The organism is Variovorax sucrosi (assembly GCF_051216635.1).
GTDB lineage: Bacteria > Pseudomonadota > Gammaproteobacteria > Burkholderiales > Burkholderiaceae_C > Variovorax.
In genome coordinates, this window is sequence record NZ_JBPJZU010000007.1 from 85,960 (window position 1) to 99,846 (window position 13,887).

Below are 13,887 nucleotides of genomic sequence, written 5' to 3' on the forward strand. Positions count from 1 at the left end.
CCGTATCATGCCGGCCGATGTCACACACCCCTTCCAACGCCCCGCCGCAGGCCAGCGCGATCACCGATGTCGCCGGCATCGAGGTCGGCCACTTCAGCGACAGCCGCCGGCCCACCGGCTGCACCGTGATCCTCACACGCGAGGGCGCCGTCGGCGGCGTCGACGTGCGCGGCGCTGCGCCCGGCACGCGCGAAACCGACCTGCTCGCGCCCGGCAACCTGGTGCAGCAGGTCCACGGCATCCTGCTGGCCGGCGGCAGCGCCTGGGGCCTGGCGGCCGCCGACGGTGCGATGCGCTGGCTGGAAGAACGCGGCGTTGGCCTGGACGTGCGCTTCGGCACGTTGCCGATCGTGCCGGCCGCGGTGCTGTTCGACCTGCCGATGGGCGACGCGCGCATCCGGCCCGACGCCGCCGCGGGCTATGCCGCCTGCGAGGCCGCGTCGACGCAGCCGCCGGCCGAGGGCAACGTCGGCGCCGGCAGCGGCGCACTGGTCGGCAAGCTGTTCGGTGTCGAACGGGCGATGAAGGGCGGCATCGGCACCGCGTCGATCACCGTCGGCGGCGTCACCGTGGGCGCGCTGATCGCCTGCAATGCGCTGGGCGACGTGATCGACCCCGATACCGCGCAGGTGGTGGCCGGAGCGCGCACCGCCGACGGCGCTGCGCTGCTCGACACCCGCCGTGCGCTGATGCGAGGCGAGCTGCCCAAGCCGTTGCTGGCCGGCACCAACACCACCATCGGCGTGGTCGCCACCGATGCGGTGCTGACCAAGGTGCAGGCCAACCGCCTGGCGATGGTGGCGCACGACGGGCTGGCGCGCAGCATCAACCCGGTCCACACCATGAGCGACGGCGACACGCTGTTCGCGCTGGCCACCGGCCGCGTGCCGCTCGACGGCACGACGCCGGGCATGACCGTGCTCGGCGCGATGGCCGCCGAGGCCGTGGCGCGCGCCACGGTGCGCGCGGTGCGTGCGGCCATGTCTGTGACTTCAGGCGGCTTGTTTGTCCCTGCTGTCTGCGACATGGGGTAGCGGCGGCACGCCCAGCACGATGACGCGCCCCATCGCCTGGATGGTCTGCGGGCGATGCGCAATCACGATCCGGGTCATGTCGAGTTCACAGACGGCCTGGTTGACGACACCCTCCGTGGTGGCGTCCAGGTTGCTCGTTGCTTCGTCCAGGAACAACATCGCGGGTCGCTTGTACAACGCACGAGCCAGAACGACACGTTGACGCTGACCGCCGGACAGCGCATTGCCCATGTCACCTACCAGCGTGTTGTATCCCATCGGCATGCGGCAGATTTCCTCGTGAATGGCGGCGAGTTTCGCGGCCCCCTCGACCTGCTCATGATCGATTTGCGGGTCGAAAAGCGCGATGTTCTCTGCAACGGAACCGGCGAACAGCCGGTCGTCCTGCATGACAACACCGATCCGGTCGCGGTAGTGTTGGAGCCCCAGTTGCTTGAGCGGTATGCCTGCAACCAGAACCTCACCCTCTTGCGGCTCCAGTTGTCCCAGCATGATTTTGAGCAAGGTCGTCTTGCCGCATCCGGACGGCCCGACGATCGCGACGGACTCCCCCGGCAGAATTTTCAGGTTCACGCCGTCGAGCACCCAGGCCTCGCCCGGTGCATAGCGAAAGCGCACATTGCGCAATTCGATGGATCCGCTGAACGCCTCGCTGGAGCGATGCGCGGCTGCACCCATCCTCGTTTCAGGCTCGGCCAACACGATGTCGGCCAAGCGCTCGGTCTGAAGACCCAGCATCTTGAACGCGAGCGTCTGATCGACCAGGGCAGAGGCACGCGCCATAAATTGCGCCTTGTAGCCAAGGAAGGCAATCAGCATGCCGACCGACAACTGGCCACCCAGCACCAGCTTCGCGCCCAGAAACAAGATCGCCGCGTTCTCGAACGTCACCAACAAACCGTTGAGCGTGTTGAACGACAACACCTGGCGTTGCACCGACAAGCCCGCGTTGGTGCTCTCTACCGCCAGATTCATGAATCGCCGCAGGCGGTCGTCCTCGCGATTGAAGAGCTTGAGCACCTGCATCCCGCGGATGCTCTCCATGAAGTAGCTCTGCTGCCGTGCCGCACGAACGATCTGCTCGCCACTGGCACTGCGCAACGCGCCATAACGAATCACGCGCACCAACGCGTAGAGGGTCACGGCGGAGCCCGCCACCAGTGCCAACTGCGCGCTGTACACCAGCATGACCCCCAGCGTCACCACCGCCATGATGCCGTCGATGACCGCGCCCACCATCCCGCCCGTGAGCGCCTGTTGCAAGGCGCCGATGCTTCCAAACCGGGAAATCACATCTCCCAGGTGGCGCTTTTCAAACCAGGGCATCGGCAGCCGCAGAAGATGTGCAAACGCGTTGCTCGTCCATTGCAGGTTGAGCAAAGTCGTGACCTGCATCAGCACCCAGCCGCGCGCCCAACCGGCTGCGACCTGAACCGCGCCGACGGTCACGAGCCCGATCATCAGCACCACCAGAAGATCGGCATCGTTCGACACCAGGACGTCATCAATGACCCACTGCGAGAAGAACGGCAAGACCAAACCGAACACTTCCATGGCAAAGGCCAGCGCGAAGATCTGCAGCAACGCGGAGCGCAGCCCCTGCACGCGTTTCAGCAAGGCGCCCACGCGCAGTTGCTGCCTGTCGGTTCGAGGCTTGAAAGCCAGCCCCGGTGCCAGTTCCAGCGCCACCCCGGTGAACGACCGGCCGGCCTCCGTCTTCTTCAAAACCCGCAGCCCGCGCGCCGGATCCATGATTTCAACGGTGTTGCGCCGCACTCGCCGCAAGACCACGAAATGCTTGAGATCCCAGTGCAGAACGCAAGGGAGAGCAAGTTGATCGAGCTGCGCCATGTCAAGCCGCACGGGTCGACTTTGAAAGCCCATGCTGCTGGCGATCTTCATCAACTGTGCGAGGGTCGCTCCCTTGAGAGAAACCGCATAGCGAGCGCGCAGGCTTGCCAAGTCGGTGTTGTATCCGTGGAAGCCAGCGACCATCGCAAGGGATGCCAGCCCGCATTCCGCGGCTTCGGTCTGCAACACGAGCCGCAACTTGCGCCTAAAGCCAAACTGCAACCGCTCAAGCATCGTGGCGCGCTCGTCGAATAGGCGGCATTCAATGCGCCCACTTTCCCGACACCGAATACAACGGCTCGAACACCCATTCGAGCAGACTGCGCGTTTCGAGCAGAAGGCTGGCATCGAACCCCATGCCTGCCTGAAGCGGCTCTTCCTTGCCGTAGGCGAGCACGGTGGTTTTCGAAAGCGCCAGACTGGCGACGTAGAACAACTCTCCGGGCGCCGCGCCAGCGGGCGCCGGATAGGGCAGTTCTGCTGCCCCCAATGCGACTCGCGACAGCCTGACGACCTCCGCTCTCTGACTTCCAAATTTTTGGTAGGGAAAGGCCTGGAATTGCAGCAACGCCTGTGATCCCACCCGGACGAATCCGGCCGCCCGCGATGGCAGGTATACGTCGGCCTGCAGTTGCGCGCCTGCGGGGATCAGGCTCAGCAATGTCTGGCCTGGCACTGCCGGCCTGCCGACGTCCGTGATGATGGCAGTTACCACGCCAGGCTGTGGCGCCTTGAGCAGCAATTCCCTGCGCGCCTCGTTTTCGATCCGATCCTGTTCCAACGCTGCCAGATTGCGTTCGATCGCCGACAACTCATTGGCATGCCTGGCGGGCAGCGCTTCCTTGTCGGCCTCCGAGGACGCAAGCTCGCGCAGCAGCGTCATTCGACTGCGTTTGATCGTCTCCAAAGCGGACAAGTCGCTCATGCGCTCCTGCTCCTTCTGTTGAAGCGCCATGTCGGAGATGAAACGCTCGGCGTGCAGCTTTCGCTGGTTGCCGAGGATTTGATCTGTCAGACGAATGCGCTCCTCCTGCAGCCGGAACGCAGCGTCGATCTGCGACAGTTCCACCCGCAGATTGGCAATGCGTACGGCGAGTGCCTTCAGCTGCCCGTCGAACAGTTCGTTGACCTTCGATTGCTCCTGGCGCAGCGCCGCATGCCGCAAGCGGATCTGCTTTTGCACCTCGGCAGAAGCATCGCCGCCCGCCGTCGCACGCTCCGAGTTCAGGATCGCCAGCGTGTCGCCCGCTACAACGTGCTGGCCTTCGACCACAAGCATTCGCGCGACCACTCCCGGCTGAGATGGCCCGATCTTCACCACACCCAGATCCGGCACAACATAGCCGCTGGCCCGGATCTTTTTGGTGTACTCGCCCCACACGGCAAAGGCGATCAGTGCCGCGGATGCCAAGAGAAAGCCGGTCGCCAGCATCACGAACGAAAAGCTGCGGGTCAGCGCGACATCGCCAAGCCACGCATCCTTGCGTGCCGTGAAAACCTCGGGCCGAAAGAACGCGCCATCTTGATGACCTTTTGAGGTCTGGACTTGATCCAAAGACATGTGATCAGGATCGCGCTACGGCGGCGCAGGCTGGTCACTGCCTGCTGCGGCGTTTGCCGTTGAAGCCGAAATGTCGTGACCGCCGGCCGGTTCACTGATGGCCTGCCCGTGCAAGCTTTCCAAGCCGGGCGGCTCCTGGCTCCTCGGAAAAATGAACCATTGCGCATCGGTCGCGCCACGATTCAGCGCCCACTGGTTGAACGCGCCAACGACGACGATGGAAAGCGAGATCGCCACGAGGAAGCAAGCTGCACCGCCGGCCACATAGAGAAGGACATGCAGGGAGTCAAGGCCGGGCGCGATGCTCCTGGCCGCAATGAGCACCAATGCAGATAACAAGAGCAAGGCGAGAAGAATCTTCCCCGTCACGATCCAGTCAATTTTCAATGACGCGAAGTACGTCTTCATTAAAATCTTCAGGTTACTCGGTCAATATTCCCATTTCAAATGGGTCCGCATTAAACATGTAACTGCATTTACTGGTGTCGAGCCCCTGCGAACCATCGCAATACAGCGTAGTTTTTCTTGCTCCAAACCAACCAGGTCCGATGGAAAAAACCACTCCGGAAGCTTCTCCCCAAGAGATAGCTATTTTTTCCAACACTTCAGGGGTTATTTTTCCGCCCGTCAGTTCGCGGATCAAAGCCACTGTGATATCGTTTTTATTAGATGGCCGCGCCACGCCATTCTCTATCACCCTGGCAACATGTAAGACGATCATGTTATTAACACCTTCCGTTGCCGACCGTCGAGACCCAGCCAGGAACGCGAGCGCGCAAGCAGAAAAGCATTTTCCCTTTACGATCGTTCGCAATTTTCGTCGCTTTATCAGCTCAATGTACGCCCGCGCAGCCTCCATCGTTCCGCCCAGCGAGTCCTGGAAAACAATGGCATTCAATCCGTCGACGTCCAACTCTTTCGCATCAGATGTTAAAATTGGACCTTTAGCGTATGCATTTCCGCCCTCTCTTCTCAATTCGCCCGAATGAACGAGTAGACTCACAAGACAAATGAGGGTGAAGAATAATTTTTTGCTTTTCCATTTTTGGAACTGCACCCCCTTGAGAGTCGATTTCAGTGCAACGCAGAAAGATCGGCGTAGGGCCGAATTGGGTCGACTTTCAAGGGAGGTTGGTTTCATTTTTTTAGATGCTCATGGCCCCTCACTCCCTGGGTTTCCAATAGGCCCACTGGGCGCTGCGTTGGCAAAAAAGTTTGCGATTGTCCCGACGAACAAAGCTGCAGCGAATACCGGATTGTTTAGCGCCAGATCAATATTCTGGACCATCTGTGCCGCTTCAGCATCCCCTATGGTTTGAGAGCTGGCGGTAACAGTGGTCTCTGGCAGCGACCCAACAGACTCCCCGCTGCTCGCATCACCCTGAGCAGCGCAATTGCCATCTGCGCCACTATCACTGGGCGAGCATCCGGCGCCGCCATCGTCGCCGCCACTAACGAGAAGAATTTCCTCGTTCGTCAACAAGGTTATTTCGCCAGACCATTCTCCAAATCCATCAACGCATTTTTGTCGAAACATCACACGCTCCCTTTTTTGGCCGAAGCCAAATTCACCAAGTCGGACATCGGCTTGGCCTCTCCGCCAAGCTGGCGGAGAACCTGTCGGCTGAATGGGTCTTTCGCGCAGTGCAGCCGTATGCCGCGATATTGATAGCGCCTCAAACACCCGGCAATAGGCCCGATCGGGTGTATTGCCAGAGTTCAGCGAGCGTGGTAGCGCGGCTCGTTTATGGCAGCCGCGCCTGGACGACCTGCGCCCGCGAAATCAGGTCGACGAGCTCGGTGCGGTTCTTGACTTTCAGGCGGCGAATCAGGTTGGCGAGCCGATGCTTCACCGTCTCGTCGCTCTTGCCGAGTTGCCTGCCGATTTCCTTGTTGGTCTTGCCCTGGCGAAGCAGCGCAACGATGGCTTCTTCGACCGGCGCGAGCCTGATGGCGGGGCTCGCCTCATGCGGCGTGTTGCCGAAGTCGGTTTGACGCATGGCCTTGAACGCTGCATGCAGTTGCGGCATCACAATTTCTTGCAGCACTGCGGCGGAGTACTCGGCTTCCGGCGCCACGTTGTAGAAGCCGGCGGCGGTCAGCAACACGTCGTCGCCGGCACCGTCGCTGCATGCCATTGCCAGGATGTTGCGCCACCCAAAGCTCCTGAGCTCGGCCAGCCATGCTGGATCGATGGTGCTGGCGTGTCTTTCTGCATCGAAGAATTCGGGCCCACCGCTGCGCATCAAGCGTGAAAGGATGGGGCTGCGGACGTTGAGGCCTCCGCAACTGATCCGCTTCAGATAGTCCGTCTGCAAGCCGACGCTGCGCCGTTCTATGGCGGTGTATCCGCCCGAATGGGGGATGTACTGGCCACACAGAAGGGCCTGGTGCGGAAGCGCAGCCGCGAGCGGACCGCCGAGCCAATTGTCGAACGTTGCAACATCGCGCACCGCGTGCACGCTGTCGCCCAGCGCCTTGTTCAAAGCCGCTCGCTTCATCCCTGTTCACTCCCCTGAGCCACTTAGTACAGGGCTGCAGCGCTCTGCCGTGTCTCTGCAGCAAAGCATATCAGCGGCTCGCACAGCCTATATTTGGCCTCCTTCGTCGCCCCCGCAACCCATCGCAAGCCCATGCCCAGATTCCTCAAGCTGATCCTGCTGTCCATCCGCGACTTCATCGTCTCCGCCGGGCCGGTGGTTTTTTTGGTCGTGGGCCTGCTGGTCGCTGCCTACTGGTGGCTGCAGCCGCAGCCCCCCAGGCGCGTGACGCTCGCCACCGGCCCGGCCGGCAGCGCCTATGCCGAATTCGGTCAGCGCTACGCGCGTGCCCTGGCTACCAACGGCATCGAGGTCGTGCTCAAGCCCAGTGAAGGTTCGTCGGACAACCTGCAGATGCTGCGCAACGGCACGGCCGACGTGGCCTTCGTGCGGGGCGGCAGTGCCGACGTGGTGGCCGACGAGGAAGCCGGCCTGACCTCGCTGGGCAGCCTGTTCTACGAGCCGCTGTGGATCTTCTACCGCAGCGATGCGGTGCGCACGGTGAACCGCAAGACGGGCACGCTCGAATCGATCGCACAGCTCAAGGGCCTGCGGGTGAACATCGACAAGCCGGGCAGCGGCGTGCCAGAGATCATGGAGCGCATGCTGCGCGCCAACCACCTCGACGCGAGCGCGCTGCAGTTGGCGAACCTGGAGCAGACGCCGGCGACCGAGGCCCTGCAGGCCGGGCTGCTCGACGTGATCGTGCTGGCGTCGGCGCCGCAGTCGCCGCAGGTGCAGCAGCTGCTGCGCGCGCCGGGCATCGCGTTGATGGACCTGACGCAGAGCGACGCCTATTCGCGCCGCTTCGCCTTCCTGTCGGCCGTGTCGCTGCCGCGCGGCGTGGTCGACCTGGCGCGCGACGTGCCGACGCGCGACGTGTCGATGCTGGCCGCCACCACCTCCTTGCTGGCGCGCGAGCAGACGCACCCCGCCCTGCGGCAGCTCTTCGCGCAAAGTGCGCAGACGCTGCACGGGGAGGCCGGCTGGTTCAACCGCGCCCGCGACTTCCCCAACACCCGCACCAGCGAATTGCCCGTGAGCCCCGAGGGCGACCGCGCCATCAACGGCACGCCGCCCTTCTGGCAACGCTACCTGCCCTTCTGGGCCAGCAACCTGATCGAGCGCATGTGGCTGGTGCTGGGCGGGTTGGTGGTGTTGATGCTGCCGCTGAGCCGCGTGGTGCCGCCGCTCTACCAGTTCCGGGTGCGCTCGCGCGTGTTCCGCTGGTACGGGCAGTTGCGCGACATCGAAACGCAACTGGAGTCCGCCGAAGGCGATCGCGAAGCACTGCTGACGAAGCTCGACGAACTCGACCGTAGCGTCAACAAAGTGGCCGTGCCACTGTCCTATGCCGACGAGCTCTACGCGCTGCGCAACAACATCGCCGCGGTGCGCCAGCGCGCGCTGGCAACCGTCGGTACGCGCCTCATCGCAGCGGCCTGAGCGTTTCGGGCCGACGTCAGAACTTGATCTTGACACCGGCCTTCACGCCGGCGCTTTCCTTGCGGCCATCCGACGACACGCCGGCCGAGAAGGAGGTGTCGCCGCCGGTGCTGGCGCCGACGGAATACGTGGGCCGATCGCCGGCGGTGTTCATGCCGCCGTACGTGGTGCTGCCGTCGGGGCGCTGCACGCCCACGGTGGCACCGTGGGTGACGACCGTGCTGCCGGTAGGCGCGACGTCGGGAGCGACGTAGATGATTCGCTTGTCGTCGCTGTCGACGGGTACCTTGATCTCTTCCGCCCGCGCCAGGGAGACGACGGCGAGAAAGCTCAACACGAGAGCGCTTGCGGTTTTCATGCGGGCCAGTTTCTCACGGATGAGTGCTGGCACCTCGTGAACGCCCTTCGCAGCTGCGGGTTCTGGACTCGCTGCCGGGGCAGTTTCGGCTTGGCGCCGTCCCTGTCAGTCGACCTTGATGTTGCTGGCCTTGATCAGTCGGCCCCATCGTTCGCGTTCGCCGTTGACGTAACGCGCCATCGCAGCCGGGCTGCCCGGCAGGCCTTCTACGCCGAGGGCCAGGAAGCGTGCCTTGACCGTGGTCGATTCCAGCGCGTCGACCAGCGCCTTGTTGAGGCGGACCACGGTATCGGGTGGCGTGCCGGTCGGCACCGACAGGCCCTGCCACGCATAGGCCTCGAAATCGGTCAGGCCCTGCTCGGCCAGGGTCGGCACGTCGGGCAGCGTGGCAATGCGCCTGGCGCTCGCAACACCGATGGCCTTGACCTTGCCCGCCAGCACGAACTGGTTGCCGCTGGCCGTGTCGACCAGCATGAATGGCACCGAACCACCCAGGATGTCCTGCATGGCCGGTGCGGCGCCGCGGTAGGCGACATGCGTCATGGCCAGGCCGGTTCGCTCCCGCAGCAGTTCTCCTGCCAGGTGGTGCGGGCTGCCGACGCCTGCCGACGCATAGTTCACGCCACCGGGCCGCGCCTTCGCCCAGGCCAGGAACTCCTTCCAGTTCGTCGCCGGCACCTGCGGCCCGACCACCAGCACCAGCGGAAAGCGCGCCAGCATGCCCACCGGCGTCAGATCCTTCTCGGCGCTGTAGCTGAGCTTGGAAAAAAGGAACGGGTTGGCTGCCAGGGTGGCGAAATCTGCCGTGAGCATGATGTTCCCGTAGTCCTTGGAACGCGCCGCGTAATCGGCCGCGATGTTGGTCGCGGCGCCGGGCTTGTTGGTGACGACGATTGGCCGGCCCAGGTTCTTGGACATCGTCTCGGCCGTGATGCGCGCGACCGAATCGGAACCGCCGCCGGCCGCATAGCCGACCACCCATTCGATGGGCTTGTCCTGTGCATGGGCGAGAAGGCTGGCAGCGGCCAGTGCAATACCGGCGATTCCGGTGAGGCAAGCGCGAATCATGGATATGTCTCCGTGGTTTGTTGTACGAGCAAAGAGGAAAAGGCGTCGGCCGCTCAGCGGTGCTTGGCGGCGTCGAAGGCTTGGCGCAGCACCTCGAGCGACCCGATGTGGTTGGCCAGCACCAGAATCAGCCGCGCATTGAAGGCATGGCTTTCTTCGGTGGACAGGCCCTGGTGCGCTTCGATCAGCGCCTCGTAAAAATCGTCGGGTGCCACCAGGTTGGGCGTCGTGACCAGCGATGTATGGGGTGGATGTGTCATGGCAATCGGCTCCTCAGGCGTGGCCCAGTGCGCGATCCAGCGCGCTGCGGATGTCGGCGGCTTGCGGCTGTCGCCAGCGGGCGCAGACGTGCTGGTCGGGTCGCAGCAGGTAGGTGGTGCCTTCGCGCGCGTCGTAGCGGTCGCGTACCGGCGCATGCGCGTCGTCGAGCGGCACGCGGACCAGAGCGACCGCCACGCCGGAGTCGAGCGTCGCCTGCGCCAGGGCGCGCGCTGCGCGATCCGACGCCTCGCCTGCACCGAACACCAACGCGGTGAAACCATCCCTCGCCGTCTGCTGCAGCAGCCAGCCTGCCATGCCTTCGGCCGACACGAGCGGCGCGTCGGCGGCCACGGCGCCGGGCACCATCCGGCCCTGGAAGTCGTCGCTGTCGGCCGTGTTCAGCACCGAACCGTGCAGCGTGGCCGGCACGGATAACCGCCCGCTGTTGACCAGCGTCCGCGCAAAGGCGTGGCGTTTGGCGAGTTGCAGAACGGCGTCCCGGAACAGACGGCTGACCTCGCTCTTGGGCGTGATGAAGTCGGTGGCGCGGGTCGAGTTCAGGATGTTCTCGTCGGCCGCGTATTCACGTTCCTGCCCGTAGCTGTCGAGCAGCGCGTCGGCCGCGCGGCCCTGAACCACGGCAGCGAGCTTCCAGGCCAGGTTCTCCGCGTCCTGCACGCCCGAATTGGCGCCGCGCGCACCGAAGGGGGACACGCCATGTGCTGCGTCGCCGGCAAAGAAGACGCGGCCTTGCCGGAAGGCGTCCATGCGCAGGCAGGAGAAGGTGTAGACGCTCGCCCATTCAAGCTCGAACTGCGCGTCGTCGCCCAGCAGGGCCTTGACGCGCGGAATGATCTTCTCCGGCTTCTTTTCTTCTTCAGGGTCGGCGTCCCAGCCGAGCTGAAAGTCGATACGCCACACGTTGTCCGGCTGCATATGTAGCAGCACGCTCTGGTTGCGGTGGAACTCGGGGTCGAACCAGAACCAGCGCTCGGCCGGACGGTCGAGCTTCATCTTCACATCGGCAATCAGGAAGCGGTCCTTGAACTGCCGGCCCTTGCTTTCCTGGCCCAGCAGGCGCCGCAGGCTCGAGCGGCCGCCGTCGCAGGCCGCCACGTAGTCCGCCTGCAATTGGTAGGGCCCATCGGGCGTGTCCACGGTCAGCGTCACATGATCGGCATGCTGGACGATGCCCGAGACGCTGTTCTTCCAGCGCACGTCGATCAATGGCAGTTCGGCCGCGCGTTCCGCGAGAAAGCCTTCGACGTAGTACTGCTGCAGGTTGATGAAGGCCGGGCGCGCGTGGCCGGCTTCAGGCAACAGGTCGAAGCTGTAGATCTGCTCGTTCCGGAAGAAGACGCGGCCCACGTTCCACGACACGCCCTTGTCCACCATGCGCTCGCCGCAGCCCAGCCGGTCGAAGATCTCCAGCGTGCGCTTGGCAAAGCAGATCGCGCGCGATCCGGACGACAGGGCGTTGTCGTTGTCCAGCAGCACGACGGGCACTTCGCGCTGCGCGAGGTCGATGGCCAATGCCAGCCCCACGGGCCCTGCGCCCACCACGACCACCGGGCGTCTGTCAGGCGCAGCGCCATCCTGGTCCGCATGGCGGACATAGTCGAACACCAGCTTCTGGTAGTCGACCGCCCGCCCCTTGCCGGCGGCAAGTTCGTTCAACTGCATTTCTTGTCTCCAGTGGCGCGGCTTCGGCGCCTGGCTTGTGCGTCGGCTTTCTTTCGAGGCTCGAATCACTGACCTTCGAGCGTCTTCCACATCTCCACGTCGCGCTCGGCCGTCCAGATGCGCGGATCGGGGTACTGCGTCACTTCGTCGTAGCAACGCGTCACGTCGAACGGCATGCAGTGGTCGAAGATCACCCAATGCCCGTACCGCGGCCGCAGCGCGGCGACCGTGTTCTGGTAGACCGCATGCAGGTCCTTGCCGGCGGCGACGCCCTTCTGCACGTTCGCATAGACGTCCGCGATGAAGCTGCGCGTTTCACCCACGCCCTGGGCCACCTGCTCGGGTGTCGTCAATGCGGCACCGCGCCCCGGTACCACCACCTTGGGCTGCAGCGCCAGGAGGTTGTCGAGCGTCTGTGGCCAGTCCTTGAAGTACGCGTCTCCGGCGTAAGGCGTCGCGCCGAACTCGACCAGATCGCCCGACAGCAGCGCCTGTTCTCCCGGCAGCCAGACCACCGTGTCGCCCTTGGTGTGTCCGCGTCCGAGCTGCAGTAACTGCACTTCGAGCTTGCCCAGCCACAGGGTCATCTTGCCGGTGAAGGTCATGGTGGGCCAGGTCAGGCCCGCAGGCACCGACTCGACGTTCTGGAACAGGCGCGGGAAACGCCCGATCTCGCTGGCCTTGTCGTACTCGCCGCGCTCGACGATCAGGTCGCGCGTGTCCTGGCTGGCCAGGATGTGCTCGGCACCGTAGGCACTGGCGCCCAGCACGCGCACTGCGTGGTAGTGGGTCAGCACCACGTACTTGATCGGCTTGTCGGTCACCTCGCGGATGCGGCGGATGACGTCGGCGGCCATGACGGGCGTGGCTTGCGTATCCGCCACCAGCACCGCGTCGTCGCCGATGACGATGCCGGTGTTGGGATCGCCTTCGGCCGTGTAGGCCCAGGCGTGCTCGGAGATCTGGCTGAAGGTGACCTTCTTTTCATCGAGGTCGGCTTGGCTGGCGAATTTCTTGGTGGTGGCGGTGGTCATGGTCGGTTCTGCAACGATCGTGAATTTGTTAGTGGCAAATCTGTTTGCAGTATGCATTCATAATTTGCTCACCGCAAACTCATTTGCAGGAGACAAACCCGGTACTTTCCCTGAGGACCTTGAGCGCCGCGGCGTCGTCATGCCCTACTTCAGAGGTTTGGGAATGACAAAGCGCTTTGCTCAAGACGAACTAAACTCGGGAGCGCCCTCGGGCCACCCCCATAAAGCCAGCCATTCGGGAGTTCAGTGAAGGAAGAGAAAGAGCAGCGTGCCGTCCAATCCATCGAGGTGGGCGGCCGCCTGCTGCTGGCGCTGGCGAACAGCCCTACCCCGCTCACGCTGCGGGACCTGTCGAGCCTTTCATCGCTGCCCGCGGCACGCGCGCATCCCTACCTGGTGAGCTTCGGCAAACTGGGATTGATCGAACAGGAAGCCGACACCGGCCGCTACGCGCTCGGGCCGGCGGCGCTGCAGTTGGGCCTGACCTGCCTGCATCAGCTCGATCCGGTGAAAGCCGCATGGCCGGTGGCGCAGCAGTTGGCGACCTCCACGGGGCACGCGGTGGCGTTGGCGGTCTGGGGCAATTTCGGCCCGACCATCATCCGGATGATCGAGGCGGTGGAACCGCTGCACGTCGCCATGCGAGCCGGAACGGTGATGTCGCTGTTCGGCACCGCCACGGGCCGCGCGTTCGCAGGTGCCCTGCCTGCAGAGCGCATCGAGAAGGCAATGACCGTGGCGCTGGGCGACGTCCATGGACGCCCCGCCGCGCTGCTTCAGCACCAGACGGAAACGCTGGCGGAGGCCGTGGCCGAACTGCGCAACCACAACGTCACGCGCGCCAAGGGCAAGCCGATTCCGGGGGTGAACGCTTTCAGTGCGCCGGCATTCAACCATGAAGGCGACGCCGTGATCGTCATCACTGCGCTGGGCCACCAGGACCGCTTTGAAGCCCAGTGGACCTCCAGCATTGCGCTGGCGGTGCGCGACGCGGCGAGAGACATCTCGACACGCCTGGGCTGGCGCAGCGCCTGACAGGACACGCGCCGCC

The 13,887-nt window shown here is 64.1% G+C and carries 14 protein-coding genes; 3 read left to right on the forward strand and 11 right to left on the reverse strand.

Annotated elements, in window-relative coordinates; genetic code table 11:
• Positions 1-17: 17 nt before the first annotated feature.
• Positions 18-1,034, forward strand: a complete 1,017-nt coding sequence (locus ACSFBE_RS14865; RefSeq protein ID WP_435491170.1) for a P1 family peptidase — start codon at positions 18-20, stop codon at positions 1,032-1,034.
• Here the strand turns inward: ACSFBE_RS14865 and ACSFBE_RS14870 are convergent.
• The 6 genes from ACSFBE_RS14870 to ACSFBE_RS14895 all read right to left on the reverse strand — a co-directional run bounded on the left by ACSFBE_RS14870 (position 993) and on the right by ACSFBE_RS14895 (position 6,932).
• Positions 993-3,119, reverse strand: a complete 2,127-nt coding sequence (locus tag ACSFBE_RS14870; RefSeq protein WP_435491171.1) for a peptidase domain-containing ABC transporter — start codon at positions 3,117-3,119, stop codon at positions 993-995. The two genes, ACSFBE_RS14865 and ACSFBE_RS14870, sit on opposite strands and share 42 nt — an antisense overlap.
• A gap of 28 nt (positions 3,120-3,147) precedes the next feature.
• On the reverse strand, positions 3,148-4,446 hold the full coding sequence (locus ACSFBE_RS14875; RefSeq protein ID WP_435491172.1) for an HlyD family secretion protein: 1,299 nt from the start codon (positions 4,444-4,446) through the stop codon (positions 3,148-3,150).
• 15 nt (positions 4,447-4,461) lie between these two features.
• Positions 4,462-4,854, reverse strand: a complete 393-nt coding sequence (locus tag ACSFBE_RS14880) for a hypothetical protein (protein ID WP_435491173.1) — start codon at positions 4,852-4,854, stop codon at positions 4,462-4,464.
• Between the two features lie 13 nt (positions 4,855-4,867).
• Entirely contained in the window at positions 4,868-5,587 is a 720-nt protein-coding gene (locus ACSFBE_RS14885; protein ID WP_435491174.1) for a hypothetical protein, read from the reverse strand.
• Between the two features lie 12 nt (positions 5,588-5,599).
• Positions 5,600-5,983, reverse strand: coding sequence for a hypothetical protein (locus tag ACSFBE_RS14890; protein ID WP_435491175.1), 384 nt, complete (start codon positions 5,981-5,983; stop codon positions 5,600-5,602).
• A 208-nt stretch (positions 5,984-6,191) separates the two neighbouring features.
• The gene (locus ACSFBE_RS14895; RefSeq protein ID WP_435491176.1) at positions 6,192-6,932 is read right to left on the reverse strand and encodes a helix-turn-helix transcriptional regulator; all 741 of its coding nucleotides are present in this window, start codon (positions 6,930-6,932) and stop codon (positions 6,192-6,194) included.
• Positions 6,933-7,079: 147 nt separating this feature from the next.
• On the opposite strand from ACSFBE_RS14895, the gene ACSFBE_RS14900 reads away from it, so the two are divergent.
• Positions 7,080-8,432 carry a TAXI family TRAP transporter solute-binding subunit gene (locus ACSFBE_RS14900; RefSeq protein WP_435491177.1) on the forward strand — a complete coding sequence of 451 codons (1,353 nt, stop codon included), beginning with the start codon at positions 7,080-7,082 and terminating at the stop codon, positions 8,430-8,432.
• Between the two features lie 16 nt (positions 8,433-8,448).
• Here ACSFBE_RS14900 and ACSFBE_RS14905 read toward each other — a convergent pair whose 3' ends face one another.
• From ACSFBE_RS14905 to ACSFBE_RS14925, 5 genes are all read right to left on the reverse strand, one after another.
• A complete protein-coding gene (locus ACSFBE_RS14905; RefSeq protein ID WP_435491178.1) occupies positions 8,449-8,790 on the reverse strand; it encodes a hypothetical protein in 342 nt (113 codons plus the stop codon).
• 105 nt (positions 8,791-8,895) lie between these two features.
• Positions 8,896-9,858, reverse strand: a complete 963-nt coding sequence (locus ACSFBE_RS14910; RefSeq protein ID WP_435491179.1) for a Bug family tripartite tricarboxylate transporter substrate binding protein — start codon at positions 9,856-9,858, stop codon at positions 8,896-8,898.
• Between the two features lie 53 nt (positions 9,859-9,911).
• The gene (locus ACSFBE_RS14915) at positions 9,912-10,118 is read right to left on the reverse strand and encodes a DUF2783 domain-containing protein (protein ID WP_435491180.1); all 207 of its coding nucleotides are present in this window, start codon (positions 10,116-10,118) and stop codon (positions 9,912-9,914) included.
• 13 nt (positions 10,119-10,131) lie between these two features.
• Positions 10,132-11,802 carry an FAD-dependent oxidoreductase gene (locus ACSFBE_RS14920; protein ID WP_435491181.1) on the reverse strand — a complete coding sequence of 557 codons (1,671 nt, stop codon included), beginning with the start codon at positions 11,800-11,802 and terminating at the stop codon, positions 10,132-10,134.
• A gap of 65 nt (positions 11,803-11,867) precedes the next feature.
• Positions 11,868-12,836 carry an MBL fold metallo-hydrolase gene (locus ACSFBE_RS14925; protein WP_435491182.1) on the reverse strand — a complete coding sequence of 323 codons (969 nt, stop codon included), beginning with the start codon at positions 12,834-12,836 and terminating at the stop codon, positions 11,868-11,870.
• A 288-nt stretch (positions 12,837-13,124) separates the two neighbouring features.
• On the opposite strand from ACSFBE_RS14925, the gene ACSFBE_RS14930 reads away from it, so the two are divergent.
• The gene (locus ACSFBE_RS14930; protein ID WP_435491183.1) at positions 13,125-13,871 is read left to right on the forward strand and encodes an IclR family transcriptional regulator; all 747 of its coding nucleotides are present in this window, start codon (positions 13,125-13,127) and stop codon (positions 13,869-13,871) included.
• The last annotated feature ends 16 nt before the right edge of the window (positions 13,872-13,887 follow it).

Bases quoted from the DNA above. Each gene is read 5' to 3' on its own strand.
- ACSFBE_RS14880 (WP_435491173.1), bottom strand. From the start codon at position 4,854: ATGAAGACGTACTTCGCGTCATTGAAAATTGACTGGATCGTGACGGGG.
- ACSFBE_RS14885 (WP_435491174.1), bottom strand. From the start codon at position 5,587: ATGAAACCAACCTCCCTTGAAAGTCGACCCAATTCGGCCCTACGCCGA.
- ACSFBE_RS14915 (WP_435491180.1), bottom strand. From the start codon at position 10,118: ATGACACATCCACCCCATACATCGCTGGTCACGACGCCCAACCTGGTG.
- ACSFBE_RS14905 (WP_435491178.1), bottom strand. From the start codon at position 8,790: ATGAAAACCGCAAGCGCTCTCGTGTTGAGCTTTCTCGCCGTCGTCTCC.
- ACSFBE_RS14865 (WP_435491170.1), top strand. From the start codon at position 18: ATGTCACACACCCCTTCCAACGCCCCGCCGCAGGCCAGCGCGATCACC.
- ACSFBE_RS14870 (WP_435491171.1), bottom strand. From the start codon at position 3,119: ATGCTTGAGCGGTTGCAGTTTGGCTTTAGGCGCAAGTTGCGGCTCGTG.
- ACSFBE_RS14890 (WP_435491175.1), bottom strand. From the start codon at position 5,983: ATGTTTCGACAAAAATGCGTTGATGGATTTGGAGAATGGTCTGGCGAA.
- ACSFBE_RS14875 (WP_435491172.1), bottom strand. From the start codon at position 4,446: ATGTCTTTGGATCAAGTCCAGACCTCAAAAGGTCATCAAGATGGCGCG.
- ACSFBE_RS14910 (WP_435491179.1), bottom strand. From the start codon at position 9,858: ATGATTCGCGCTTGCCTCACCGGAATCGCCGGTATTGCACTGGCCGCT.
- ACSFBE_RS14925 (WP_435491182.1), bottom strand. From the start codon at position 12,836: ATGACCACCGCCACCACCAAGAAATTCGCCAGCCAAGCCGACCTCGAT.
- ACSFBE_RS14900 (WP_435491177.1), top strand. From the start codon at position 7,080: ATGCCCAGATTCCTCAAGCTGATCCTGCTGTCCATCCGCGACTTCATC.
- ACSFBE_RS14920 (WP_435491181.1), bottom strand. From the start codon at position 11,802: ATGCAGTTGAACGAACTTGCCGCCGGCAAGGGGCGGGCGGTCGACTAC.